Origin of the sequence: Nonomuraea sp. NPDC003560, assembly GCF_042878785.1 — a bacterium.
Taxonomy (GTDB): Bacteria; Actinomycetota; Actinomycetes; order Streptosporangiales; family Streptosporangiaceae; genus Nonomuraea.
The window spans coordinates 291116-316228 of sequence record NZ_JBIAOF010000013.1; the positions used below are offsets into that span (position 1 = coordinate 291116).

At 71.9% G+C, this 25113-nt stretch carries 23 protein-coding genes; 13 read left to right on the plus strand and 10 right to left on the minus strand.

What is annotated here, in order from left to right:
• Window position 1 precedes the first annotated feature (1 nt).
• Window positions 2-901, minus strand: a complete 900-nt coding sequence (locus ACFYUV_RS40895; RefSeq protein WP_387678989.1) for an SDR family oxidoreductase — start codon at window positions 899-901, stop codon at window positions 2-4.
• A gap of 76 nt (window positions 902-977) precedes the next feature.
• Here ACFYUV_RS40895 and ACFYUV_RS40900 point away from each other — a divergent pair, with 76 nt between their 5' ends.
• The 3 genes from ACFYUV_RS40900 (at window position 978) to ACFYUV_RS40910 (ending at window position 4074) form a co-directional block, all read left to right on the plus strand.
• A complete protein-coding gene (locus tag ACFYUV_RS40900; protein ID WP_387678992.1) occupies window positions 978-2408 on the plus strand; it encodes an MFS transporter in 1431 nt (476 codons plus the stop codon).
• Between the two features lie 77 nt (window positions 2409-2485).
• Window positions 2486-2869: a thioesterase family protein gene (locus tag ACFYUV_RS40905; protein WP_352360768.1), complete on the plus strand. Its 384-nt coding sequence runs from the start codon at window positions 2486-2488 to the stop codon at window positions 2867-2869.
• 50 nt (window positions 2870-2919) lie between these two features.
• On the plus strand, window positions 2920-4074 hold the full coding sequence (locus ACFYUV_RS40910) for an MFS transporter (RefSeq protein WP_364336305.1): 1155 nt from the start codon (window positions 2920-2922) through the stop codon (window positions 4072-4074).
• On the opposite strand, the gene ACFYUV_RS40915 is transcribed toward ACFYUV_RS40910, so the two are convergent.
• The 4 genes from ACFYUV_RS40915 to ACFYUV_RS40930 all read right to left on the minus strand — a co-directional run bounded on the left by ACFYUV_RS40915 (window position 4069) and on the right by ACFYUV_RS40930 (window position 7700).
• Window positions 4069-5577, minus strand: a complete 1509-nt coding sequence (locus ACFYUV_RS40915; protein WP_387678995.1) for an alpha-amylase family glycosyl hydrolase — start codon at window positions 5575-5577, stop codon at window positions 4069-4071. The two genes, ACFYUV_RS40910 and ACFYUV_RS40915, sit on opposite strands and share 6 nt — an antisense overlap.
• A gap of 16 nt (window positions 5578-5593) precedes the next feature.
• Window positions 5594-5974, minus strand: a complete 381-nt coding sequence (locus ACFYUV_RS40920; RefSeq protein WP_387678998.1) for a globin — start codon at window positions 5972-5974, stop codon at window positions 5594-5596.
• 9 nt (window positions 5975-5983) lie between these two features.
• Complete coding sequence (locus ACFYUV_RS40925) at window positions 5984-6871, minus strand: mechanosensitive ion channel family protein (RefSeq protein WP_387679000.1); 888 nt, start codon at window positions 6869-6871, stop codon at window positions 5984-5986.
• Window positions 6872-7415: 544 nt separating this feature from the next.
• The gene (locus tag ACFYUV_RS40930) at window positions 7416-7700 is read right to left on the minus strand and encodes a hypothetical protein (RefSeq protein ID WP_352360547.1); all 285 of its coding nucleotides are present in this window, start codon (window positions 7698-7700) and stop codon (window positions 7416-7418) included.
• A 272-nt stretch (window positions 7701-7972) separates the two neighbouring features.
• Between ACFYUV_RS40930 and ACFYUV_RS40935 the strand changes: the two genes are divergently transcribed.
• The 5 genes from ACFYUV_RS40935 to ACFYUV_RS40955 all read left to right on the plus strand — a co-directional run bounded on the left by ACFYUV_RS40935 (window position 7973) and on the right by ACFYUV_RS40955 (window position 14040).
• A complete protein-coding gene (locus ACFYUV_RS40935) occupies window positions 7973-9529 on the plus strand; it encodes an XRE family transcriptional regulator (RefSeq protein WP_387679002.1) in 1557 nt (518 codons plus the stop codon).
• Window positions 9526-10014, plus strand: coding sequence for a GNAT family N-acetyltransferase (locus ACFYUV_RS40940; protein WP_358294741.1), 489 nt, complete (start codon window positions 9526-9528; stop codon window positions 10012-10014). Before ACFYUV_RS40935 ends, ACFYUV_RS40940 begins: the two co-directional genes overlap by 4 nt.
• Before the next feature lie 407 nt (window positions 10015-10421).
• Window positions 10422-11672 carry a DMT family transporter gene (locus ACFYUV_RS40945; RefSeq protein WP_387679147.1) on the plus strand — a complete coding sequence of 417 codons (1251 nt, stop codon included), beginning with the start codon at window positions 10422-10424 and terminating at the stop codon, window positions 11670-11672.
• A gap of 196 nt (window positions 11673-11868) precedes the next feature.
• A complete protein-coding gene (locus ACFYUV_RS40950) occupies window positions 11869-13569 on the plus strand; it encodes a tetratricopeptide repeat protein (protein ID WP_387679005.1) in 1701 nt (566 codons plus the stop codon).
• Window positions 13570-13587: 18 nt separating this feature from the next.
• Entirely contained in the window at window positions 13588-14040 is a 453-nt protein-coding gene (locus ACFYUV_RS40955) for a hypothetical protein (protein ID WP_387679008.1), read from the plus strand.
• Window positions 14041-14068: 28 nt separating this feature from the next.
• Here ACFYUV_RS40955 and ACFYUV_RS40960 read toward each other — a convergent pair whose 3' ends face one another.
• The 4 genes from ACFYUV_RS40960 to ACFYUV_RS40975 are packed head-to-tail and all read right to left on the minus strand — an operon-like array spanning window position 14069 to window position 17890.
• Complete coding sequence (locus tag ACFYUV_RS40960) at window positions 14069-15088, minus strand: ABC transporter ATP-binding protein (protein WP_387679011.1); 1020 nt, start codon at window positions 15086-15088, stop codon at window positions 14069-14071.
• Complete coding sequence (locus ACFYUV_RS40965) at window positions 15085-15909, minus strand: ABC transporter permease (protein ID WP_387679014.1); 825 nt, start codon at window positions 15907-15909, stop codon at window positions 15085-15087. The genes ACFYUV_RS40960 and ACFYUV_RS40965 overlap by 4 nt, the downstream gene beginning before the upstream one ends.
• Window positions 15906-16808 carry an ABC transporter permease subunit gene (locus ACFYUV_RS40970; protein ID WP_357980611.1) on the minus strand — a complete coding sequence of 301 codons (903 nt, stop codon included), beginning with the start codon at window positions 16806-16808 and terminating at the stop codon, window positions 15906-15908. The genes ACFYUV_RS40965 and ACFYUV_RS40970 overlap by 4 nt, the downstream gene beginning before the upstream one ends.
• Window positions 16805-17890: an ABC transporter substrate-binding protein gene (locus ACFYUV_RS40975; RefSeq protein WP_387679017.1), complete on the minus strand. Its 1086-nt coding sequence runs from the start codon at window positions 17888-17890 to the stop codon at window positions 16805-16807. The genes ACFYUV_RS40970 and ACFYUV_RS40975 overlap by 4 nt, the downstream gene beginning before the upstream one ends.
• 230 nt (window positions 17891-18120) lie before the next feature.
• On the opposite strand from ACFYUV_RS40975, the gene ACFYUV_RS40980 reads away from it, so the two are divergent.
• From ACFYUV_RS40980 to ACFYUV_RS41000, 5 genes are all read left to right on the plus strand, one after another.
• Window positions 18121-19578, plus strand: a complete 1458-nt coding sequence (locus tag ACFYUV_RS40980) for an aldehyde dehydrogenase family protein (RefSeq protein ID WP_387679019.1) — start codon at window positions 18121-18123, stop codon at window positions 19576-19578.
• The gene (locus tag ACFYUV_RS40985) at window positions 19563-20459 is read left to right on the plus strand and encodes a CoA transferase subunit A (protein ID WP_387679022.1); all 897 of its coding nucleotides are present in this window, start codon (window positions 19563-19565) and stop codon (window positions 20457-20459) included. The genes ACFYUV_RS40980 and ACFYUV_RS40985 overlap by 16 nt, the downstream gene beginning before the upstream one ends.
• Complete coding sequence (locus ACFYUV_RS40990) at window positions 20456-21235, plus strand: CoA-transferase subunit beta (RefSeq protein ID WP_387679025.1); 780 nt, start codon at window positions 20456-20458, stop codon at window positions 21233-21235. Before ACFYUV_RS40985 ends, ACFYUV_RS40990 begins: the two co-directional genes overlap by 4 nt.
• Complete coding sequence (locus ACFYUV_RS40995; protein WP_387679027.1) at window positions 21232-22050, plus strand: citrate/2-methylcitrate synthase; 819 nt, start codon at window positions 21232-21234, stop codon at window positions 22048-22050. The genes ACFYUV_RS40990 and ACFYUV_RS40995 overlap by 4 nt, the downstream gene beginning before the upstream one ends.
• A gap of 134 nt (window positions 22051-22184) precedes the next feature.
• Entirely contained in the window at window positions 22185-23336 is a 1152-nt protein-coding gene (locus tag ACFYUV_RS41000; RefSeq protein ID WP_387679030.1) for a pyridoxal phosphate-dependent aminotransferase, read from the plus strand.
• 7 nt (window positions 23337-23343) lie between these two features.
• Here the strand turns inward: ACFYUV_RS41000 and ACFYUV_RS41005 are convergent, their stop codons facing one another.
• The gene (locus tag ACFYUV_RS41005) at window positions 23344-25089 is read right to left on the minus strand and encodes an NmrA family NAD(P)-binding protein (protein ID WP_387679032.1); all 1746 of its coding nucleotides are present in this window, start codon (window positions 25087-25089) and stop codon (window positions 23344-23346) included.
• Window positions 25090-25113 lie beyond the last annotated feature (24 nt).

Genomic DNA, 25113 nt, shown 5'->3' on the forward strand with positions numbered 1-25113 from the left:
GTCAGTCCTCCCGCCCGGGGACGCGGCCGTTGGTCAGGGCGTTGGGGGCGGCCTTGTCCACCAGGGCGGGGATGACCGCGCCCAGTTCGGCCGGGTCCCAGCGGCCGCCCTTGTCCACCCCGGGGCCGGCGTGCCAGCCCTCGGCCACGCTGATCATGCCGCCGCGCACGTTGAACACCCGTCCGGTGACGCCGCGCGCCTCGGCGCTGGCCAGCCAGACCACCAGCGGCGCGATGTCGTCGGGGTCGGCGCCGGTCGCCCCGGCCGGGATCAGGTTCTCCGTCATGCGGGTGAGCGCGGCGGGCGCGATGGCGTTGACCGTCACGCCGTAGCGCTCCAGCTCCCTGGCGGCGATCACGGTCAGCCCGGCGATGCCCGCCTTGGCCGCGCCGTAGTTCCCCTGGCCCGGATTGCCGTAGATGCCGGAGGACGACGTCGTGTTGATGATCCGGGCGTCGACCCGCTCGCCGGACTTGGCCCTGGACCGCCAGTAGGCGGCGGCGTGCCGCAGGGGCGCGAACGTGCCGCGCAGGTGCACCCTGATCACCGCGTCCCACTCGTCGGCGGTCATGTTGACCAGCATGCGGTCGCGCAGGATCCCGGCGTTGTTGACCAGCACGTGCAGGTCGCCGAAACGCTCGACGGCCGCCCCGATCAGGCGCTCGGCGCCGTCGAAGTCGGAGACGTCCTCGCCGTTGACGATCGCCTGGCCGCCCATGGCCTCGATCTCGGCCACCACCTCGGCGGCGGCCCCGGACGAGCCGGTGCCGTCCACCTCCGCGCCCAGGTCGTTGACCACCACCTTCGCGCCCTGTCTGGCGAACTCCAGGGCGTGCCCACGCCCGATGCCCCTGGCCGCACCCGTGACGATCACCACGCGACCTTCGACGATCCCGCTCATCCGACACCTCGATCCTTGACCGGCCGATGACTTGAACTGGATTCTAGTATCAAAATCTAGAAAGGACAGGCCCTTGGTGACGACGACCACCGCTCCCGTCGGCCACGCCTGGCGCACGCTCTCGGTCGTGAGCCTGGCCAGCGTGCTGACCGGGCTGGGCGGCAGCGCGATCAACGTCGCGCTGCCCGAGATCGCCCGGCACACCGGGGCCGACGCCACGGCCGCGGGCTGGATCCTGCTGGGCTTCCAGTTGACCACGACCGTCCTCATGGTGGTGTTCGGCCGGTTGGCGGACATGTTCGGCAGGCGCAGGATGTACCTGATCGGGCTGGCCGTCTACACCGGGGCCGCCCTGCTCGCCGGGTTCGCTCCCGGCGCGTGGGTGATCGTGGCCATGCGGGTCGTGCAGGCCGCCGGCGCCGCGATGTTGCTCACCAACAGCGCCGCCCTGGTCAGCGACGCCTTCCCGCGCGAGCGGCTGGGCGAGGGCATGGGCGTCTACGTGGCCTCCTTCTCCATCGCCGGGCTGATCGGCCCGACGCTCGGCGGCGTGCTCGCCTCGAACCTGGGCTGGCGCTGGGTGTTCTGGTTCAACGTGCCCATCGGGGTGATCTGCCTGGTGTGGGGCGCGCTCACGCTGCGGCGGGTCGAACCCGCCGGGCGCGAACGCGGGCTCGACCTGCCGGGCAGCGTGCTCGTGCTGGTCACGCTCGGCGGGCTGCTGCTGGCGTTGTCGGAGTTCGGCAGGCTGGGGTGGGGGCATCCGATGGTGGCCGCCGGGCTCGCCGCGTTCGCCGTGGGGTTACCGCTGTTCGTGGCCAGGGAGCGGCGGGCCGCCCATCCCGTGGTGGACCTGCGGCTGTTCCACGACCGGGCCTTCGCCTTCGGCACGCTCGCCTCCTTCCTCAACGCCGTCGCGCGGATGGGCATGGTCTTCCTCGTCGCGCTCTACTTCCAGGCCGTGCGAGGGGACGATCCCGTACAGGCCGGGCTGAAGGTGCTGCCGCTGGCGGTGGCGGCCATGGTCGCGTCGGTGACGTCGGGCTTCCTCCAGCGGCTGACCAGCGCGCGCACCCTCGCGGTGGCCGGGGCCGTCACCACGACCTGCGGCCTGCTGGCGCTGCTCGGCACGATGTCGGCGACCACCCCGTACCCGGCGGTGGCCGCCGGGCTCGTGCTCATCGGGCTCGGCTCGGGGGTCTTCCTGCCCTCCAACACCACCGCCATCCTGGACGGCCTGCCCTCCGAACGCCTCGGCATCGTCAACGCCATGCGCCTCATGCTCCAGAACACCGGCAACGTGGTCGGCACCGGCCTGGTGCTGTCGATCATCACCGCGCCGCTGCCCGCCGCGCTGCACCGGCGCGTCTTCGCCGGCACGCTGTCGCAGCTCTCCGGCGACGCGGTCGGCCTGCTCGTGACCGGTTACCGCTGGGCGCTCACCTGCATGGCCGCGATCTCGGTGCTGACCGTGCTGGCCTGCCTGGCCCGCCGCAAGGCCCGGTGACCAGCGGACCGGACGGTACGGGTACCGTGGCGGACGTGGCAGAACCCTCCCCGGCGCACCGGCACGTCTTCCTCCGCATGGTCAGATTCGCCGACATCGACTCCCAGGGGCATGTGAACAACGTGCGCTTCCTCGACTACCTGGAGGACGCCCGCTTCGGCATGTTCGCGATCGATCCGGTCCGGGCTGGCGAGGCGCCCTTCGGAGGGCTCGTGGTCACCCGCCACGAGATCGACTACCGCCGTCCGCTGGGCCTGCGCCCCGAGCCGGTCAGGGTCGAGACCTGGGTCACCCAGCTCAGGCCGGTCCGCTTCACCCTGGCCTACGAGATCCGCGACGACGACGAGGTCTACGCGACCGCCACCTCGGTGATCGTGGCCTACGACGTCGAGCGGGCCGCGCCGCGCCGGCTCAGCGAGGACGAGCTCGTCCTGCTCAAGCGTTACTCGGCCCAGGGCTGACCGCCCTGGAACCGCAGCCGCCCTCCGGTCCGGGCAGGAAGCGCTGGCTGATGCTCGCACTGGGGGTCAACGCCCATGCGAGCGTCACCTTAGGACTGTTCGGCCTGCCTCTCGTCATGCCAGAAATTGAGCGACATTTCGGTGTTCCGCTGGCAGTGGCCGGAGTCATTGGAAATGCCCCGGGAATCGGTGTTCTGGTGGCGCTCGTCGCCTGGGGCGCGCTGGCCGACCGGCACGGCGAGCGCCTGGTGCTCGGCATCGGCGTGAGCCTGGCGGCCGTGCTGCTCGCCGCCGTCGCCTTCGCCGGGCCCGCCTGGGCGGTCATCGCGCTGCTCGCGCTGGCGGGCGCGGCCGGGTCGGCGGCCATGGTCGGCGGCGGCCGGATCGTCCTGCGCTGGTTCCAGCCGCCCGAGCGCGGGGTCGCCATGGGCCTGCGCCAGGTGTCCTACACCCTCGGCATGGCCGTCGCGGCGTTCGTGCTGCCGCCGGTCGCGCGGGCGCACGGGCTGCCCGGCGTGCTGCTGGTCTGCTCCGCCGTGAGCCTGCTGGCCGCCGTCCTGGCCGCGCTGTTCCTGGCCGAGCCGCCGCACTCGATCGCCGGGGGGAGCGCGGGGCCGGCGCGGTCGCCGTACCGGCAGCCGGCGCTGTGGCGGGTGCACGCGACCAGCGGGCTGCACGCGGTGCCGCAGATCGTGGTCAGCACGTACGGCGTCACCTGCCTGGTCGGCCTGTACGGCTGGGACGCCGTGGCCGCCGGCCAGCTCTTCGGCCTGTCGGCCGTCGCCGGGGCCGTGGTCCGGGTGGCCGTCGGCCGCTGGTCCGACCGGGTCGGCCTGCGGATGCGTCCCCTGCTGCTGCTCACCTGCGCCTGCCTGGCCGTGCTCGCCCTGCTGGTCGTGGGCACGGCGACGGACAGCCTGCTCGGCCCGGTGGCGCTCGCCACGGCCTCGGTGCTCACCGTGTCCGGCAACGGGCTGGCCTACCTGAGGGCGGGCGAGCTGGCCGGCCCCGCCTGGGCGGGCAAGGTGCTCGGCACCCACAACACCGTCCAGAACGTCGTCGCCCTGGGCGTGACGCCGCTGGCCGGAGCGCTGATCACCGGGACGGGGTACTGGGCGGCGTACGCGGCCGGCCTGGCCTGCGCGCTGGTGTCGCTGCCCGTCATCCCCGTCCGCGGCGAGCAGCGGGCCGGTTCTCGGTCATGACTCCCGGCGCAGCCACACGGCGGCGTCCGGCGGCAGCGTCCCGGCCGGGACGGGGCCGCTGGACAGCAGCACCGCGTCGTGCGCCGGCAGCCGTACGGGCTCCATCCCGCAGTTGATCGCGCAGATCAGCGGACCCCGGGAGAAGAAAAGCGCTCCTTCGGGGGAGTCCAGCCACTCCAGGGTGTAAGGAATCACACCCGCCAGCTCGCGGCGGCAGGCCAGGGCCCGGCGGTAGAACTCCAGCGTCGAGTCCGCGTCGCCCTCCTGCTTCTCGGCCGTCAGCTCGGCGAAGGCGGCCGGCTGCGGCAGCCAGGGCCGCACGCCGGGCGGCGAGAACCCGTAGGAGGGCGACTCCGCCGACCACGGCAACGGCACCCGGCAACCGTCGCGGCCCGGCAGCTTGCCCTCCGACTGGAAGAACACCGGGTCCTGCCTGGCCTCGGCCGGCAGGTCGGTCACCTCCGGCAGGCCCAGCTCCTCGCCCTGGTAGAGGTAGGCCGAGCCGGGCAGCGCCAGCATCGTGAGCAGCGCCGCCCTGGCCCGCGCCAGGCCCGTGCCGGGATCGGCGGTCTCGTAGCGGGTGCGATGGCGTACGACGTCGTGGTTGGACAGCACCCAGGTGGCGTACGGGACCGAGGCCAGGGTGTCGTCGATCACCTTCTTGAACGCGGTCGGCGACCACGGCGCCTGCAGCCAGGCGAAGTTGAAGCTCTGGTGCAGCTCGTCCGGGCGTACGTAGAGGGCGAGGTCCTCGGCGCTGTCGGTCCAGACCTCGCCGACGGCCATGCGCTCACCGGGGTAGGCGTCCAGCACCTTGCGCCAGTCGCGGTAGACGCCGTGCACCTCCGGCTGCCCCCAGACCGGCGAGACCGACGTGAACGACTGGTCGCCGACGTCGGGCAGCCCCTCGGCCTTGTACAGGCCCATCGCCACGTCGATGCGGAACCCGTCCACGCCCTTGTCCAGCCAGAAGCGCAGGACGTCGAGGAACTCCGCGTGCACCTCGGGGTTGCGCCAGTTGAAGTCGGGCTGTTCGGGGGCGAACAGGTGCAGGTACCACTGCCCGTCGGGGACCTGGGTCCAGGCCGGGCCGCTGAACGTGGACTGCCAGTTGTTGGTCGTGTCGCGGAAGATGTACCGGTCGCGTTTCTCGCCCCGCAGCGCGGCCTGGAACCAGGGGTGCTGGGCGGAGCTGTGGTTGGGGACGATGTCCACCAGCACCTTCAGCCCGTGCCCGTGGGCCTCGGCCACCAGCGCGTCGAAGTCGGCCAGCGTGCCGAACAGCGGGTCGACGCCGCGGTAGTCCGCCACGTCGTAACCGCCGTCGGCCATCGGAGAGGGGTAGAACGGCGTCAGCCAGATGGCGTCGACCCCCAGCCTCCTCAGGTACGGAATCCGCTCCCGCACCCCGGCCAGGTCGCCGACGCCGTCTCCGGAGGCGTCGGCGAAGCTGCGAACGTAGATCTCGTAGACGACGGCATCACGCCACCAGGGGATATCCATGTGGGCGTCATGCCCGTTATGTCGGCGAGTTCACCAAGCTGTGGGCCGCATAGACCAGATAGTCCCAGAGCTTGCTCGCCTGATCGTCGGGCAGGCCGAGCGAGTCGACCGCGTCACGCATGTGCCGCAGCCAGGCGTCGCGCTCGGCCTCCCCGATCACGAACGGCACGTGCCGCATGCGCAGCCGGGGATGGCCGCGCTCCTGGCTGTAGGTGTTGGGGCCGCCCCAGTACTGGATCAGGAATCCGCGCAGCCGGTCCTCGGCGCCCGTCAGGTCGGGCTCGGGGTAGAGCGGCCGCAGCAGGGGGTCTTCCGCGACACCTTCGTAGAAACGGTGGACGAGGCGGCGGAAGGTCTCCTCGCCGCCTACGGCGTCGTAGAAGGAGGTCTCTGTCACGTTCTCACCTTATGCAATGGCGACCATGGGGATTCCGGCGGAGTCCAGGGCGGCCTTCACCCTGAGCCGGATCTCCCGGGCGACCTCGGCCTGGCGGGAGGGCAGCGTCTTGGCGGTGATGCGGAACACCAGCGCGCTGTCGGACAGCTGCTCCACGCCGTACACCTGGGGCTCCTCCACGATCACGCTCTCGCGGAACTCGGGATCGGCCCAGATCTCCTCGGCCACGATCTCCAGCGCCGCGCGCACGGCGGTGATGTCGGCGTCGTAGGCCACCGGGACGTCGAAGTAGGCCCGCGACCAGCCCTGCGACTCGTTGCCGACGCGGGTGATCGTGCCGTTGCGCACGTACCAGACGCGGCCGTCGGCGTCGCGCAGCCGGGTGACCCGCAGGGTGACCGCCTCGACGGTGCCGACGGCGGCGCCCGCGTCGATCACGTCGCCCACGCCGTACTGGTCCTCCAGCAGCATGAACATGCCGGCGATGAAGTCCTTCACCAGCTCCTGCGCGCCGAAGCCGATCGCGACGCCCAGGATGCCGACGCTGGTCAGCAGGGGGGCGATGGGGATCGTCAGCCGGTCGAGCACGGTGAGGATGGCGGTGCCGAGGACGACGATGGAGGCGATGTGCTTGAGCACCGACCCCATGGTCTCGGCCCGTTGCTTGCGGCGTTCGTGCAGCAGCGCGTCGATGCCGTCGGTGGCCGCGTTGCGGCGGAACCTGTTGGTGAGCGAGCCGCCGGTGGCCGCCCGGTTCACCACCTTGGTGATCAGCCGGTGCGAGATGTTCCGCACGACGAACCCGAACACCAGGATCAGGACGATGGTGATCAAGCTGGCCAGCAACGGCGCCCATGACACGTTGCCCAGCCAGTCGACCAGGGGACCACAGATCACCGTGTCACCTTGACAGGCTTGCGCCATCTGCGAGCTCACTTTGTCCAAGTCCTGCACGAGCGACGACTCCGCCGGCGTGGGCGTAGGCGATGGCCCTGGTGTCACCAACAGGAACACTGGGTGGATTCCCCCTCAGGAAGCGGTTCGGTCAGCGGCAAATCAGTCCAATTGGATCTAAAAATACCGCTGACCGAACCGGCCGCCGTCACATCACGCCGGGGAAGACGGGGTCGCCCGGTCTCTGGGCCGCGGAGGGAGAGACCGGACGCTCCGATGACGGTCGGCTCGGACGGGCCACACACCCGGAAGCATGGCCCGTTCCGGTTCCAAGGGGGGAGATGATCCCCCGGCACCCGGCGGGCGCACCCGCCGGGCTGATCTGCGCGCACGGGCGTGCGCCCGCGCGAAGGGGCCGGAACCGGCGGGACGATCAGGGGGCCCGGCAACCCGGACGCCCTCCGCACCGATCGTCCCGCCGGCCCCGCGGGGCCGCCGTGGGGACGGTGACCCGTGGTGGCTGCGCTCCACCCGGATCACCGCGTGGTCACTCTCCCACCGCGGCGAGCACGCGTGCGACCTTGGTCGCGGCACCGGCCGGGTCGTCGGCCGTGTGCATGGGTTCGCCCCAGGACCAGCAGTACCACCAGTCGGGAAGGTCCGAGGCGTTCGCCGGCCGGCAGGTGACGTTCTCGGACAGGCTCGTCGCCTTCGGGTTGATGACGCGTACGAACTGCCGGCCGCTCTGGGTCTGGACCACTCGTGCGAGCAGACCGCGAGCGCCGAGCTCGGATACGAGGCGCTGCAGATGTCCGATCTTGTCGTCCGTCACCTTCTCGTCCTCCTTGGGAATCGTTGCTGGTGGGCCAAACATGGCTCAAGTCAACAGCACACGCAACGCCACTCTGCTGATCACAGGGAGTGGCTATTCCCTCATGGGTTGTAAGAAACAGTCCCTCGGAGGACGATCCTTAACCGTAGGCTTGATGAGCACGTTTCCAAACAGCCCTCACTGCTTCATAGTCATCTCTAGGCGAAGAGCTACCTGAGGGCTACGCTGAGTCACCAGTCTTGACGGGTCGAGACATCGGGAGAGGGGCCGGGATGTCCGGCAGGCAGCACAGGGAAACGGAGATCGCCCGGCGGATCAGGGCCAAGGGCCTTGCCACCGGGCGCACCTCCGCCCAGATAGCTGAAGAGATCCACGAGGCGTGCTCGCCGCAGTTCAGCACGACCCGCATCAAAGCGCACCGCCTGTCCTACGGCATCGCGCTGGCGGACGTGATCGAGCAGGTGCGCGCGTTGTTCGAGCGCGACGCCAAGGCGCCGCCGGGCATCGGCGAGACGTTGCTGTCGGCGTACGAGAGCGGGCTCAAGCGGCCGGGCCCCGAATACCTCCACTACCTGTGCTCGGTCTACCGGGTCGAGCCCATCGAGCTCGGCTTCGACGGGCCCTGCATCTGCGGCCACGGCCACCGGATGCCCGGCGTGCTCAGCGAGCCCACTGGTCGCTTGCAGGGGTCGGCGTCGCTCCCGCGCGACCTGGTGATCCATCCGATGACCGTCGAGGCCGACGCCCAGGAGGACGAGAACATCCTGCGGCGCACGTTGTTAAACCTGCTCGACACCGACGTCTCGTTCAAGCAGCAGTTCGACGGGCCGGTGCTGGGGGCGTGCGAGGGCATCCGGCGGCGGATGGACGAGACGCTGGTCTCGGCCACCGTGTCGGGCGGCATGCTCGACCAGTGGGAGGAGGCGACGCTGGCCTTCGGCCGCCAGTACACCACGACGCCCCCGCTGCGGCTGTTGTGCGACGTGCTGCTGGAGCTGAGCGCGGTCCGCACGGCGTTGTCCAGGCGTCAGCCGATCGACCTCCAGGACCGGTTGTGCCGCATGGCCGCGCAGCTGGCCGGCCTGAGCGGCATGGTGATGATCAACCTGGGCGACCACCGGCTGGCGCGGTCGTTCTTCCGCACCGGCCGCATCGCCGCCGACGAGACCGGCGACCGCGCGCTGCGGGCCTGGATCACGGCCAGGGAGTCGCTCGTCCCCCTCTACTACGGCGACGCCCGCGAGGCGCTCAACCTGGCCAAGAAGAGCCGCGACCTGGCGGGCGCCACGCCGTGCGTGGCCCAGGCCATGGCGCCGGTCGTCGAGGCGCGGGCCCTGGCCATGCTCTCGGGCACCGACAGCAAGAAGGAGGTCGTCGACCAGGCCAAGCGCGCGCTGGCCAGGGCCAGGAGCGCCTTCTCGCACATGAAGAGCGAGGAGCAGGAGGACATGGCCTTCGGCTACACCGAGAAGCAGCTCTACTTCTACCAGGGCGACGTGCTCACCAAGCTCGGCCAGACCATCGAGGCCGAGGTGGTGCTCGACCAGGCGCTCGGCAAGTACGAGGACCACGTCCTCGACCAGACCCTGATCAGGCTCGACCAGGCCCAGTGCCGCCTCCTGGAGGGTGACATCGACGAAGCCCTACAAATTGGTACGAACGCCTTGCGCAATCTGGGGGATGAATACCTTACGGACCTCATCATCCGCCCAGCGCTCGCGTTGGAGCAGCAGATCATGAAGAAGGACGACAAACATCAGATGCTGGCTGAATTCAGCGCCCAGCTGCGGCGTCGGAAGTTGGCCCAGAAGGAAGGGAGCGGTGGATGACGTTGAAGATCCGGCGGTACCGCTGGTCCGATCTCGACACCATCCTCGCGCTGCACCGGATCTGCCTCGCCGAGGTGGGTCTCCAACCCGGCGACGGCGTCTACTACGACGACGACTTCCCTCGCATCCAGGAGATCTACCTGGCCTGCGGCGGTGACTTCATCGTGGGCGAGACCGGCTCGCGGGTGGTCGCCATGGGCGGCCTGAAGCCCGTCGACCGGGAGACCGCCGAGGTGTGCAGGCTCAGGGTCCATCCCGAGTTCCAGCGGCGCGGCTACGGCGGCGTCATGCTCTCGGCCCTCGAAGACCGCGCCCTGGAGCTCGGCTTCAGCAGCCTGCGCGGTGACACCACGCTCAACCAGGGCGCGGCCCTCGCGCTGTACGCCCGTCAGGGCTGGCGTGAGCTGTCGCGCCGCCAGGTGGGCGACCTCGTCGTCATCTACGGCGAGAAACGGCTGGCGCGCACGCCGGCCATGGAGCTCTAGCTCCGGCGACGACGCCGCGGTCCGACGCTTCCGGATCCGGCGGCCACGCCCCATCCCCTCCTGGGGCCATGGCTTGTTTCCCCTTTCCGCCCCCGCGGCGTTCCTGCGACCTCTACGCTCAGGCGTGACCACACCGCCGCGCGATGATCGCAGAGAGTGACGATCTCCGGGGCGAGGCATCGGCCCGTTCGCACGGTACGCGCACGCGTCCGTACACAGTGCGAATGTGGAGAGCTCGGCCGTACCGGGCAGTAACCGCAGGAAAGAGCTGTTTTCGCCGCTGCCGGTATGGATGTTTCGGGCCTGGAGTGAGGGTCTTAACTCCAAGTGGAACAGTAACCTCACCGGCTTCGCCGCGTGCTCCGGCGAATGCATTTAGTAGTGGCATGCTCTGCTCCATGGCAAGCATGCCCGCTCCCCGACCCCTCCTGGGAGCCGTGCTTCTGTTGTTCGTCAGCGCCGCTTGGGGGTCGGCGTTCCCGCTGATGAAAGATCTCATTCTCCGGTTACCGGTCGAGGATCTGCTCGCCGAGCGGTATCTCATCGCCGCGGTGACGCTGCTCGTCATCCGGCCGGGCTCGCTGCGGGGGCTGTCGCGCCGGACGTGGGTCAACGGGCTCGTGCTGGGGCTGCTGTTCGGCGTCGGGCAGACCGCCCAGGCGCTGGCGCTGCACAGCCTGCCCTCGGCGGTGTCGGGGTTCGCCGTCGGGTGCAGCGTGGTGATCACTCCGGTCCTGGCCCTGGTGATGTTCAGGAGCCGGGCGCCGCGGCGGGTGTGGGCCGGGGTGGTGCTCGCCATGGCGGGGATGACCGTGTTCACGCTGCTGCGCGGGGTCGAGGACCACGAGGTCTCGCTGCTCGCGCTCGGCGTCACGCTCACGGCCGCGGCGCTCTACTCGGCCCACACGCTCATGCTCGCCGAGCTGTCCAAGAAGGGCGAACGCTTCCACGCGTACGCGCTGACCACGATCCAGCTGTTCACGATCGGCATCCTCACCGGGGGCTTCGCGCTGCGCGGCGGGATCACGCTGCCGTCCAGCCTGCCCGACTGGGCGATCCTGGCGCACCTGGCCGTGGTGTCGTGCGCGCTGGGGTTCCTGGCCCGCTCGTACGGGCAGAAACACGTGCCGGCCGTGCCCAGCGCGATCATGATGTCCTCGCAGCCCCTCTGGGTGGCCGCCATCGCGGTGATCTGGTTCCACGAGCAGGTGGGCTGGAGCATGGTGATGGGCGGCGGGCTGATGGCCGCGGCGATGCTGCTGGCCCTGCCCGAACGGGCGGCCGGGGGAAAGGAGAGCCGGCCGGGCAGGCGCGACCTGCTGGAGGTCTCCCGCCGTGCCGCGCTGGTGCTGGCCGACCTGCGGATCAAGCGTGAGGACCGGCTGCGGTTCGAGCCGGGGCCGGCGCCGTTCATCGCCAAGAGCGCGTGCAAGGACGTCGAGGCTTGCCCGTGGAACGCCCACGCGCTCAAGGGCGGCGGGGAGCCGAGCCTGGAGCGGCTGATCGAGCGGGCGACCGCGATCGTGCGCGCCAAGAAACTGCCCGGGCCGGGCTGCTGCCAGTCCGTCACGCTGGTCGGGCGGTGCCTGTGCACGTTGATGGAGGAATCGGAACAGGCGCGGGTCGCGGCGGTCGATCATTGGTTTCGGTCTCAATAGGCTGCGGGACGCACCCAAATGCCAGGTGCTTCTTATTCGTTAAACCGCCACTTATTCACCATAAATCTTGATATCCGGTTGGGTGTCCGAATAATGGATAGTCACACCCATCGGAGAGGCACGTCATGAAGCGCATCGTCGTCCGTAAGCCAGGCACCGCGAGGCTCGCAGGGACCGCAGGCGTCATTCACAAGGGGTGACCGAGGACAGGTCCCATCTCAGCGTCCAGGGCGGCCCACCCGCCCGATGGGGGGCCGTGCGGCTGCTGATGCCGGTCATCGACGCGCATCGCCGGCTGCGCGGCCCCTACACCGTGGGCGCCGCGCTGCTGCGGCACCTGGTGCCGGACGCCCCGCGCGAGCTGGTCGCGGCCCACGACATCGAGATCCGGGCGGTCGCGCCCGAGCTGGCCGGGCAGGTCCCCGTCCGGCGGACGACCATCGACGCCGGGCTGCCGGACGAGGAGCGCATCCTGGTGCCGGCACCGCGCCGTACGCTGAGGCTGGCCAACGGGATCGCCGAGTTCGTCCGCGCGGCCGTGCGGCCGGGCGCGACGCTCGCGGTGTGCAACGGCGCGCACGCCGATGCCACCGACACCGAGCTTCTCGACGTCCTGACCCGGCGGGTCCCGGCCGGCACGCTGGCCGTCACGGTCTACGCCGAGGGCCCCGAGCCGCCTGCCGACGAGCGCGGCGCCGACGAGCTGTGGGCCCTGGTGGACCGCTGCATGCGCGAGGGCTTCCTGCACGCCGCGGCCGAGCTGGGGCAGCTCGGCCTGGCCCGGACGGAACCGGGGGAGCCTGCGTGGTGGCGCTTCGCCCAGCGCACCGCCACCGCGCTCGGCGGGCTCGGCCGCGTCCAGGAGGCGCGGGAGCTGTGGGACCGGGCCCGCGCGGCCAGCCAGGACCCGGTCGTGCACGCCGCCGCCGCGTACGGGACGGCCATGCTCGACGCCCGCCACCCCGACCCGGCGCAGCGCGACCTGGGCCGGGCCCGCCGCTGGCTCAACGAGGCCATCGCCATCTCCGGGCTGCTGCCCGACCCCCTGGAACGGGCCTTCAAGCTCGGCTTCGACCGCAACGGCCTGGCCCTGGTCGAGCTGCGGCACGGACGGCTGGAAGCCGCGCTGTCGCTGGTGGAGTCGGCCGTCGAGCTGGCCGGCGAGCTGGGCGACCGGCACCCGCTGCACCGGATGGTGCTGCTGACCAACCGCGCCCAGCTGCTCGGCGCGCTCGGCCACGCCAAGGAGGCCCTGGAGGACTACACCGCCGCCATCGCCCTCGATCCCGGCTTCCCCGACACCTACCTGGAACGCGGCAACCTGCTGTTCCGCCTGGGGCAGCCGGAGGAGGCGCTGGCCGACTACGAACGGGCCATGCGGGCCGGGCCTCCGCTGCCGGAGGCGTACTACAACCGGGCGGAGCTGCGTACCGTGCGGGGCGACGTGGAGGGGGCGCTCGCCGACCTCGGCACGGTGATCGAGCTGGACCCCGGCTACCTGGACGCCTACGTCAACCGCGCCGGGCTGCTGGCGGCGGCGGAGCGGGACGAGGAGGCCAGGGCCGACGTCACGGCCGGGCTCGCCCGCGCGCCGGAGAACCCGCACCTGCTCACCGTGCTCGGCCAGCTGGAGACGGCGGCGGGCCGCTTCGACGAGGCCGCGGCGGCCCTCGACCTGGCCCTGGAGCACGCCCCCGAGCTGGCCGCCGCCTGGGGCAACCGGGGCGTGCTGCGTCACGCCACGGGCGACGCCGAAGGCGCGCTCGCCGACCTGACCCGGGCCGTCGAGCTGGACCCGCAGCCCGACCTGTACGCCAACCGCGCCGTCGCCCTGCGCGCCCTGGGCAGGACCGCCGAGGCGGAGGCCGACGAGCTCCGCGCGGCCGCCTCCTCCTGACAGTGGGACGATTAATGCATGACGGGGCGTATTGGGCGAGCCGCGGGGGTGTGCGGGGCACTGGGGGTCCTGTGGTGGGCCACCGCCCGGCTGGCGTGGGCGGGCGTCGGCTGCGCCGACTGGGACTGCCTGGCCCCGGCCCTCGGCACGCTCCTGGCGATCAGCCTGGTCATGCTCGCCGGAGCCGCGTACGTGCTGGAGCGCGTGGACGTGCGGCCCGCGCGGCGCGCCGCCCTGGTGGCCGCCGGGGCGGCGGTGGCGTTCTGGGCGGCAGGGAAGCTGCTGCCGTCGGTGCCGTACACCGCCGCGCAGGCCGTGGGCGCCGCGGTCGTGTTCGCCGGGGCGGGGGCCGTCGCGGCGTTCGTGACCGGGCCGGGGCTCGCGTTGCGGTGGCGGGTGCTGATCGCGCTGGCGCTGGCCGGCGTGCCGTGCGGGGTGTTCGCCGTGCTCTGGTTCGGGCTCGGCGGCTGACGCCCGGGACCGGCGGCCCCGGGCCGGGTCAGGCGGGGAACACCTGGACGTGGTCGGCGGCGACCCGCAGGCGCACCTCGTCTCCTGGTGACAGGCCGGAGGCGGCCCTGGACGGCACGTCGGCGAAGATCACCGAGGGGCCCGCCTGGGCGTACACGCGGGTGGTGGCGCCGAGGAACACCGTCACGTCGACGACCGCCCGCGCGCCGGGGCCGTCCGCGGCCAGCTCGACGTCCTCGGGGCGGAACATGCACAGGACGCGCGGCGCGGGCGCCTCGACGTCGAACGCGCCGCCCGCGGTGACCCGGCCGCCGGCCGCGTCGAGTTCGAGGGTGTTGCGGTTGCCGACGAAGCCGGCGGCGAAGCGGGTGGAGGGCGCGGTGTAGATCTCCGCGGGCGGCCCGCACTGCTCGATGTCGCCGGCGTTCATCACCGCGACCCGGTCGGAGATGGCCAGGGCCTCGGCCTGGTCGTGGGTGACGAAGACGGTGGTGATGCCGACCTGGTGCTGGATGCGGCGCACCTCGTCGCGCAGGCGGTGGCGTACCTGGGCGTCCAGGGCGGACAGGGGCTCGTCCAGCAGCAGCACCTCGGGGCGGGGGGAGAGCGCGCGGGCCAGGGCGACGCGCTGCTGCTGGCCGCCGGAGAGCTGGTTCGGCAGGCGGTCGGCGAGGTGGTCGAGGCCGACCAGGTCGAGCATCTCGGCCACGCGGTCCCTGACCTCCTCCTTCGGCCGCTTCCTGACGGTCAGCGGGAAGGCGACGTTGCCGCCCACGGTGAGGTTCGGGAACAGCGCGTAGGACTGGAAGACCATGCCGATGGGCCGCCTGCGCACCGGCACGCCGGCCATGTCGGCGCCGCCGATCGTCAGCCGCCCGCCGTCGAACCCGGTCAGGCCCGCGATGCAGCGCAGCAGCGTGGTCTTGCCGCAGCCCGACGGGCCGAGCAGGGCCAGCAGCTCACCCTGCTCGACGCTGACGCTCACGCCGTTCAGCGCGGTGTGCCCGGCGTAGCGCTTGGTGATGCGGTCGAGTACGACGTGGCTCATGGAGTGGTGCCCTTCTGGACCGGAGCGGTGGCCATGGACGCGCTCACCCGGCCGCGGCCGAGCCAGACGACCAGCGCGGACAGCGCGAACAGCAGGCCGAAGGTGAAGATGGTGACGACGGCCAGCGCGTTGGGGTCGCCGAGCGTCCGGGAGACGAACTGCCTGGCCGACCAGAGCGGCAGCGTCTCGTAGCTGACGCCGGTGAGGATCTTGGCGAGCGCGAACTCGTTCATGGCGGTCGCGATGACCAGCAGCGCGCCGGAGACGACGCCGCCGCGGATCGCCGGCAGGATCACGCTGACCAGCGTGCGGGCGGGCCCGGCGCCGCACGTGGCGGCGGCCTCGCTGAGCTGGACGGCCCCCGCCGCCAGCAGCGAGCTCTCCACCGCCCGGTACATGAACGGGAACGCGATCGCCGCGGTGGCCGCGGCCAGCAGCCAGAACGTGCCGAACAGCTCGGGCGCGACCGACTTGGTGACGAGCTGGAGCCCCGCCCCGACGACCACCCACGGGACGGCGAACGGGATCACCGCGATCGTCTGGACGATCGACCCGATGCGCGGGTTGTGCACGACCGACCAGTACGCGGCCGGCACCACCAGCACGATCTCGATCACCACGACGACCGCCGAGAGCACGAGCGAGCGGCCGAGCGCGGCCATGACGTCCGGCTCGGCGAACACGCCGGCCCAGTGGGCCATGGTGTAGCCGTCGGGCAGCGGGGTGTCGGTCCAGCGGGTGGCCACCGAGTACAGCAGGGCGGCCAGCAGCGGCAGCCCGAAGTAGACCGCCAGCAGGCCGAGGAAGACACGCCGTCTCACAGCCACCTCGCAGCGCGCCTGAGCGAGAGCCGGTAGAGCAGCGTCGCCCCGATGGCCAGGATCATCAGCAGCACCGACAGCACGGCGGCCCGGCCGAGGCCGAACACCGAGGACTCCAGCGTGCTGCCGATCTGCAGGGTGATGAGCTTGGTCGCGCTGGGGGAGGAGCCGATGGCGTACGCGACGGCGTAGACGCCGATCGTCCAGGTGAAGACCAGCAGCCAGCCCGCGATGACGAACGGCGCGAGCACCGGCAGGCCGACGTACCGCCAGAACTGCCATCGGGTGGCGTGGCAGACCGCGGCGGCCTCCTGCCAGTCGTCCTTGAGCACGCTGAGCGCGGGCAGCGTGAGCAGCACGAACATCGGGACGTTGAAGTACAGGTAGACGACGTTCATGCCGTTGAAGGAGCCGAGCGAGGGGAACGGGTTGTCCTCGATCCCGAACAGGCCCTTGAGCACGAGCGTCAGCATGCCGGTCGAGCCGATCAGCGCGACGAAGCCGAACGCCAGGCCGATGCCGGCGAAGTTCGAGGCGACGTTCATCAGCGACAGCCAGAAGGCCCGGCCGCCGAGGCGCATCCGGGTGATCAGCCAGGCGGCGGGCGCGCCGAGCGCGGTGGCCAGGGTGGCCTGGGTCAGGCCGAGCGCGAGCGAGCCGCCGATCGCCTGGCGGTCCACCGGGTTCCGCGCCACCTTGACGATGTGGTCGAAGCCGTAGCCGCCGTCCGGCAGGGCGAAGGTGTCGTGCAGCAGCCGCAGCGCCGGCAGCACCAGCGTGGCCAGCGTGAACAGCAGCAGCGGCAGGGCCGGGCCCCAGGCGGTGAACAGCCTGCCCGGGGCCCTGCGGCGCGCGGCGGCCGGGGGAGCCGCCACGGACTCCGTGATGTGGGACGTCACGAGAGGACCTTCGCCTCCCAGTCGGCGACGATCTGCTCGGGATTGACCTTCGTGATCTCGATCTCCTTGACCGGCGCGTACGACTCCTCGGGCAGCCAGTTGGCCTTGGCGTCGGCCGGGAGTTGCAGGTCGCCGTTGAGCGCGCGGACCGGCCGGGCGCCGAACTTGGCGAACAGCGTCTGGGCCTCGTCGGAGAGCACGTAGTCGAGCAGGCCCTTGAGGAAGTCGCCCTTGGCCGTGTTGTACTTGTTGATCATCATTCCGGACGGCGACCAGACCGAGCCGTCGGAGGGGATGATCACCTCCACGTTGACGTTCTTGGCCTTCAGCGCGGCCTTCTGGGCCAGGCCGTTGAAGTCGTAGTTGATCTGGATGGGGGCCTCGCCCTTCTCCAGGGTCTCCTCGCTCATCTTGACGTCGCTGAGGTTGCCGGCGTCCTTGAGCTTCTTGAAGTAGGTGTAGGCGGGGGTCAGGTCGTCCACCGAGCCGCCGCCCGCGACCGCGGCGGCGACGACCATAGCCTGGCCGGTGCCGGAGGAGGCCGGGTTCTTGATGGCGATCTGGCCCTTGTACTCGGGCTTGAGCAGGTCCTGCCAGCTCTTGGGCGGGTTGCTCACCTTGTCGGTGTTGACGACGAACGCGGGCGCGCCGACGAACGTGGCGACCCAGCCGCCCTTGCCCTTCTGCCAGTCCTTCAGCTTGGCCGCCGACGGCGGCAGGTACGCCGGCACCACGCCCTTGGCCTCGGCCACCGGCCCCCACATGAGGCCGATGTCGCTGGCCGTGCCGATCGGGTTGTCCTTCTCGGCGTCGAACTTGACGATCTCCTCCGAGGAGGACATGTCGGTGTCCTTGTGGGCGCAGGTGCCCTGGTACTTGGCGCAGAACGTCTTGACGACCTCGCCGTAGTTGGCCCAGTCGGGGGCCAGGCCGTAGGTCGGCAGATCCTTGCCCTGGGCGGCGATCTTGCCGGTGTCCGGGGCGGCGGACCAGTCGTATTCACCGGCGCCGGCCGAACTGCCGCACGCGGTGAGGGCGAAAAGGGATGAGGCGGCAATTACCGCCCATGTGCGATGCTTCATATGGACCCTCGGTTAATTCCGGGTGAATTCGACAAGTGCCGTGAGCAGGTCTTTTCCCCGGCATGTCTAGTGCAGCGGAACGGTCCGGCCAATGCGTGATTTGCCTATCGCCGCTATAGGCGGAGCCATATAGCGGCTGCCTATCGGGGGCATCGGTCTAATCCCCCTTGTCCGGAACATCCCAGGCCGTGAGGCTTTGCGGTATCAGAAGTTGACCGGAAAGGAACCCGATGGCGACGATCCCGAGTCGCTACCTGCTCAACCACATCGGCGGCGAATGGCGTGCCCCCGAGAGCGGGCAGACCCGGCCGAACATCAACCCCGGCGACCTCTCCGACCACATCGGGGACTTCGCCGAGTCCGGTGGCGCGGACGTCGAGCTGGCCGTGGAGGCCGCCGCGGCGGCGATGCCGGAGTGGAAGGGACTCGGGCCGATCAAGCGCGCCGAGTACCTGCGCGCCGCCGAGCGCCTGATCGAGGAGCGGGCCGAGGACTTCGCCCAGGCGATCACGCGTGAGCAGGGCAAGCTCGTCAAGGAGGCGCGCGGCGAGGTCAGGCGGGCCCTGGCCATCCTCGACTTCACCGCGGGCGAGGGGCGCAGGCTGAAGGGCGAGACGCTGCCCGCCGAGGAGCCGCGCACGTTCTCCTACACCTTCCGCGCGCCCATCGGCGTGGTCGGCCTGGTGACGCCGTGGAACTTCCCGCTCGCCATCCCCATGTGGAAGGTCGCCCCGGCGCTGCTGGCCGGGTGCGGGGCGGTGCTCAAGCCGTCGCCGTTCACGCCGCTGACCTCCGCGCTGCTGGTGGAGGCGTTCGTGGACGCGGGCGTCCCGGCCGGGGTGCTCAACCTCGTGCAGGGCGACATCGCGGCGGGCGAGGCACTGGTGACGCACCCGCGCGTGGCCGGGATCAGCTTCACCGGCTCGCTGCCCGTGGGCCTGGCCATCCACCGGGCCGGCGCGCCGCGGCTGCTGCGCACCCAGCTCGAACTGGGCGGCAAGAACGCGGTCCTGGTGCTCGCGGACGCCGACCTGGACAAGGCGGTCAAGGCCACCGTGTTCGGCGCGTTCGGGCAGTCGGGGCAGCGGTGCAGCGCCACCTCCCGGGTGATCGTCGACCGGGCCGTCAAGGAGGAGTTCCTGTCGCGGCTGGTCGCCGAGGTGGCCCGGCTCAAGGTGGGGCCGGGCCTGTCGGAGGAGGCCACGATCGGCCCGGTCGTGAACGAGACCCGCATGCGCGCCTGCCTGGACGCGGTCAAGGCCGCGCAGGAGGCCGGGGCCAAGATCGCCGTCGGCGGCGAGCGGCACACCGAGGGCGTCCCTGAGGGCTGCTACGTGCAGCCGACCGTGCTGCGCGACGTGCCCTGGGACAGCGAGATCGCCCAGGAGGAGATCTTCGGCCCGGTGTTGTCCGTGGTGGACTGCGACGGCTTCGACGACGCCATGCGCATCTCCAACTCGGTCAAGTACGGCATGAGCGGCACGATCTTCACCCAGGACCCGGCGACCATCTTCGAGGCCCTGGACCGCTTCGAGGCGGGCATGCTGCACGTCAACCGGCCCGGCGTCGGCGCGTACGCGCACCTGCCGCACATGGGCGCCAAGCTGTCGCAGTTCGGCCCGCCCGAGTGCTCACCGCAGGTCTGGGACTTCTACACCGAGTGGCGGTCGGCGTGCATAAGTTACTGACGGCCGCCGAGGCCGTCGCCCGGCACGTCCCCGCCGGGGCCGTCGTCGGGATGGGCGGCCAGAACATCAACCGGTGCCCGATGGCGCTGGTGCACGAGGTGATCAGGCAGGGGATCGGCGGGCTGACCGTGGTCGGCTGCAACCTGTCGCTGCCGCTCGACATGCTGGTGGCCGCGGGCCTGGTGGCCCGCACCGAGCAGGGCACCGGCAACCTGGAACGTTACGGCACGCTGTTCGCCTGGCGCCGGGCCGTCGAGCGCGGCGAGGTCGGCGTCGGCGACCACTCGCACCTGGCGATGGCCACCCGCTTCGCGGCCGGGGCCGTCGGGGTGCCCTTCCTGCCGACGCGCAGCCTCCTCGGCACCGACCTGCTGGCCGACCTGGTCTCGGACGGGGTGGCGGTGGAGTCGGCCGATCCGTGGACGGGGCAGCCGGTCGTGCTGCTGCGGGCGATGACGCCGGACGTGGCCATCATCCACGCGAACCGCGCCGACCTGGCCGGGAACGTCGTGATCGAGGGGGTCACCTCCCACGAGGTGGACATGGTCAGGGCCGCCCGCGCCACGATCGTGTCGGCCGAGGAGGTGCTGCCCGCCGGGGCGTTCGCCGACCGGCCCGAGCGGGTCACCATCCCGGAGGCGTACGTGACGGCGGTCGTCCACCAGCCCTTCGGCGCCTTCCCGACCTCCGTCTACCGCGCGTACGACTTCGCCGAGCCGGAGATCAAGGAGTACCAGGCGCTGGGCCGGGCCGGGGACGACGGGCTGCGCGAGTGGATCGGGGCCAACCTGGGCGCGTCCTTCGACGACCACCTCAGGGCCCGCGACCCGGCGGGCACGCTCAGGGCCGGGCTGACCGAGCAGATGGGGAGGCTGGTGTGAGCGCCGAGTGGATCGCCCTGCCCAGGGAACTGCTGGTCGTCGAGGGCGCCCGGCAGATCCGCGACGGCGACCTGGTGATCGTCGGCACCGGCCTGCCGCTGCTGGCCGCCACGCTCGCCCAGCGCACCCACGCGCCGGAGGCCAAGCTCGTCATCGAGTCGGGGGTGATGTTCCCGAAGGTCGTGCCGACGCCGGTGTCGGTGGTCGATCCGCGGCTGATGCGCGGCGCCGCGCGGCACGGGTCGCTGTTCGAGGCGCTGGGCGGGCTGGTGCAGCGCGGGCTGGTCCGTACGGGGTTCCTCGGCGGGGCCCAGGTGGACGAGTACGCCAACATCAACTCCACCTGGGTCCCCAGACCGGACGGCTCGCGGGTGCGGCTGCCCGGCAGCGGCGGCGCCAACGACATCGCCAGCCACTGCCGGCAGGTGGTGATCCTGACCGACCACGAGAAGCGGCGCTTCCCCGCCCGCTGTGACTACGTCACCAGCCCGGGATTCCTGGGCGGGCCGGGGGAGCGGGCCAAGGCCGGGCTCGGGCCGTTGCGCGTCAAGGTCGTCACCGACCTGTGCGTGATGGAGGCCGAGGACTCGGCGCTGACCGTGACGGCGCTCATGCCGGGGGCGAGCGTCACGGACGTACTGGACAACACCGGCTTTACCCCGAAATTTCGGGATTCGTTGGAAATTGTGGTGCCGCCGGACCCCGAGGACCTCCGCCTGCTGCGCGAGGAGATCGACCCGGCGTGCGTGTACTTCCCTGAAAGGAAAGCCCGTTGACCGACAAGAAGCCGTTCGCCTGGGAGACGGCGATCGCCTGGAAGAACAAGGACCGGATCGTCGTGCGCGGGTACGACGTGAACGAGCTGACCGGCAACATCTCCTTCGCCGAGCACTTCCACCTGGTGCTGCGCGGCGAGCTGCCGACCCCCGAGGTGGGCCGGATGACCGAGGCGATCCTGGTGAACATGGCCGAGCACGCCATGTCGCCCTCCTCGGCCACCGTGCGCTTCGCCACCTCCGGCGGCGCCGAGCTGAACGCGGCCGTCGCGGCGGGCGTCGCCGGCATCGGCCGCCTGCACGGCACCGCCGACCGGCCCGCCGAGATGTTCCTCGCGGTCGGTGAGCGGGCCGAGCGCGACGGGCTGAGCGACGAGGAGGCCGCCGCCAAGGTCGTCGCCGAGATGCGCGAACGCCGCGAGCGCATGCCCGGGTTCCACCACGCCCAGCACATCCGCGACCCGCGCACGGTCCGCCTGCTGGAGCTCTCGGACGAACTGGGCGTCACCGGCCGGTACGTCCGCATCGCCCGCGCGATGGAGGACGCCACCGAGGGCGTCTTCGGCCGCCGCATCTGGCTCAACGGCCCCGGTTCGATGGGCTGTGTCGGCCTCGACATGGGGTACGAGCCGCTCCAGCTCAAGGCCATGTTCATCGTGTGCCGGTCGTTGTCGCTGTGCGCGCACTCGATCGAGGAGATGACCAGGGAGAAGGGCTGGCGGGCCTCCGCCAACTCCGACATGGTCCAGCCGCTGGACCTGTCGATGCAGGGGCCGGACCACTACGACGGCCCGGCCGACCGCACCCTGACCTGACCCGGGCTGGGCCGCCACTGGCCGACCCGGTCGGCGGCGGCCCCTCCGTGCCCCCTTGACACCCGCGTCCCCACTGGAGGAGCGTGGGTGCCCCAAGGTGTTCCATATACGGAACGATGCATGGAGGTGCGGTCATGCGGCCCAATTCCCGGTTCGCGCAGGTGCAGCCGTTCGACATCGACAAGGTGGCCGCGGCCGCCGGGGCGGACGCCGACGTCCTGCGCCTGGAGAACCTCGACACCGACGTCCCGCCCCCGCCGTCCGCCGTGGCCGCGACCAGGCGGTCACTGGAGGAGGGGACGGGCAACAGCTGGCTGCCGTTCACCGGGCTGCCGGTGTTGTGCCAGGCGGTCGCCGCCGAGCTGCGGGCGCGTACCGGGCTCGACTACGACCCTCTGCGGCAGGTGTGCATCACCTCCGGCGGGACGTCGGCGGTGATGCCCGTGCTGCTGGCCACGACCGAGCCGGGCGAGCCCGTGCTGCTCACCGACCCCACCTACGCCGGCCTGCTGCAGCGGGTGCGGCTGTCGGGCGCGCGTCCGCACCTGGTGCCGCTGCTGGTGCAGGACGGGCGCTGGCGGCTGGACCGCGAGGCGCTCGCCCGGGTGCCCGCCGCGGCGGCGCTGCTGCTGATGAGCCCGTCGATGCCGTCGGGCGTGGTCTTCGACCGGGAGGACTGGCAGGCGGTCGCGCGGGTGTGCGAGCGCACGGGCGCGTACCTGATCTACGACGCCGCCATGGAGCGCATCGTCTTCGACGGACACCCGCGGATCAACCCCTGCCAGGTGGACGGCCTGGCCGAGCGCACGATCATCATCGGCTCGATGTCCAAGGAGTACCGGATGATCGGCTGGCGGATCGGCTGGGTCGCCGGCCCGGCCGACATCATGTCCCGGATCATGGTCGCGACCATCTACAACACCACCGTGGCCAGCGGATACCACCAGTACGGCGCCGCCGCCGCGCTCACCGACCCGGCGGGCGCGGGGGTGGCGGAGGCGGCGGCCGAGTACCAGGCCCGCCACGACACCGTGCTCGCCCAGCTCGACGGGCTGCCGGTGGTCCGGGCCGGCGGCGGCTGGTCCGTCCTGGTGGACGCCGAAGCCATGGGGCTGACCGCCGAGGACCTGTCGGCCCGCCTGCTGGACCGCGGACGCGTGGCGGCCACCCCCATGACGGCCTGGGGCGAGAGCGTGGCCCCCCGGCACGTCCGCCTCGTCTACAGCGCCGAGCCGGTCGGCCGCCTGGCGGAGCTGCGGGCCCGCTTCGAGGCGGCGCTGTCCTGACCCGGGGTCAGCGGGGAAGCCGGTCGCGCAGGAAGGACTCGAACGTGCGCAGGCCGGGGTGGCGGGCGCGGAGCGCGGCGATGTCGGCCTGGTAGCCGCTCTCCAGGAACCACTCGTACATGCGCTCCCCGCCGGGCGCGGTCTGCTCGAACCGGGTGGGCGTGCCGGTGACCCGCTGGTAGACCTCGGCGATCTCGGCGCCGGTGAGCTCCTCGCTCGCGATCTCCAGCGCCCGGCCCGCGTACTCCGCCGGACGCTCGAACGCCTCCGCCGCGAAGTGGGCGATGTCCTCGGGCGCGACGAGCTGCATGCGCCGGAACGGCAGCGCGATGACCCGCTCGTCCCCGGCGGGCTCGGCGTGGTACAGCAGGTTCGTCATGAAGAACGCCGGACGCAGCACCGTCGCCCGCAGGCCCAGCCCGGCGACGTGCCGCTCGATCGCCCACTTGCTCGCGAAGTGCTCGATGCCGGTGTCGCGCTCGGCGCCGCCGACCGAGCTGTAGACCAGGTGCGCCACGCCCAGCCCGGCGGCCAGGTCGGCGACCGCGACGCCCTGGCGCACCTCGCGGGCCAGCTCCTCCTCCGTCACGGCCAGGGCCTGCACGCTGAACACGCCGTGCACGCCGGTCATGGCCGTCCGGAGCGAGGCGGGGTCGTCCAGGTCGCCCTTGGCCAGGGTGGCGCCGAGCGCGGCCAGGGCCTGGGCGGCGTCCGAGGCGGAGTCCCTGACCAGGGCGCGGACCGTCCAGCCGCGGGCCAGCAGGGTCCGGGCCACCGCGCCGCCCTGGTTGCCGGTGGCGCCGGTGACCAGGACCGTCCTGGCCCGCGCGGGCAGCAGCAGGGTCTTCCCGGTGACCGCGCGGGCCTCGACGGCGGCGTGCGCCTCGGCCGCCGACTCCAGGGGCAGCACGTTGCCGACCGTGGGACTCAGGCGGCCGGCCGCGGCCAGCTCCAGGGCCTCGCGGGCCAGCTCGCGCGGGTCGGCCGCGGGCCAGGCGACGGCGGTCACCCGGGGGGCGGGGGTGGTCATGGGGCCGCCGGCCATGCCGTACACGCTGAGCCGGCCGCCGTCCTTCAGCAGGTCCTGCGCCCGGGCGCCGATCTCGCCGCCCACGCCGTCGAAGACGACGTCCAGGCCGCCGGTCGCGGCGCGCACCTCCTCGGCCCAGCCCGGGGCGGTGTAGTCGACCGTCAGCTCGGCGCCGAGGCGCGCGGCCAGGTCGCGCTTGGCGGCGCTGCCGGCCGCGCCGACCACGCGCGCCCCCGCGGCGCGGGCGAGCTGCACCAGCAGGCTGCCCACCCCGCCGCCGGCCGCCTCCACCAGCACCCACTCGCCGGGCCGCGGCGCGGCGGCGCGGACCAGCCCCACGGCGGTGCGCCCGTCGGCCAGCAACGCCACGGCCTCGCGCGGCGACAGCCCGGCGGGCACCGGGATCAGGTCCTCGGCGGCGGCCACCGCCAGCTCGGCGTAGCCGCCGTACCCGCCGAGCGTGGTGACCACCAGGGAGCCCGTCAGCGCCGCGGGCACGCCCTCGCCCACCGCCAGGACGGTGCCCGCCACCCCGTTGCCCAGGACCGCGGGCAGCTCGGCCGCGCGCGGCCCCCGTCCGGCGCGCACCTGCGTCTCGACGAACGTGACACCCGCGACCGCCACCTCGACCAGCACCTGACCCGGCCCCGGGACGGGGTCGGGCACCTCCTCCACCACGAGCGATCCCGGGCCGCCGAGCTCCCGCAACACCACCGCACGCATGACAGACCTCCTTAATCGGAGCGC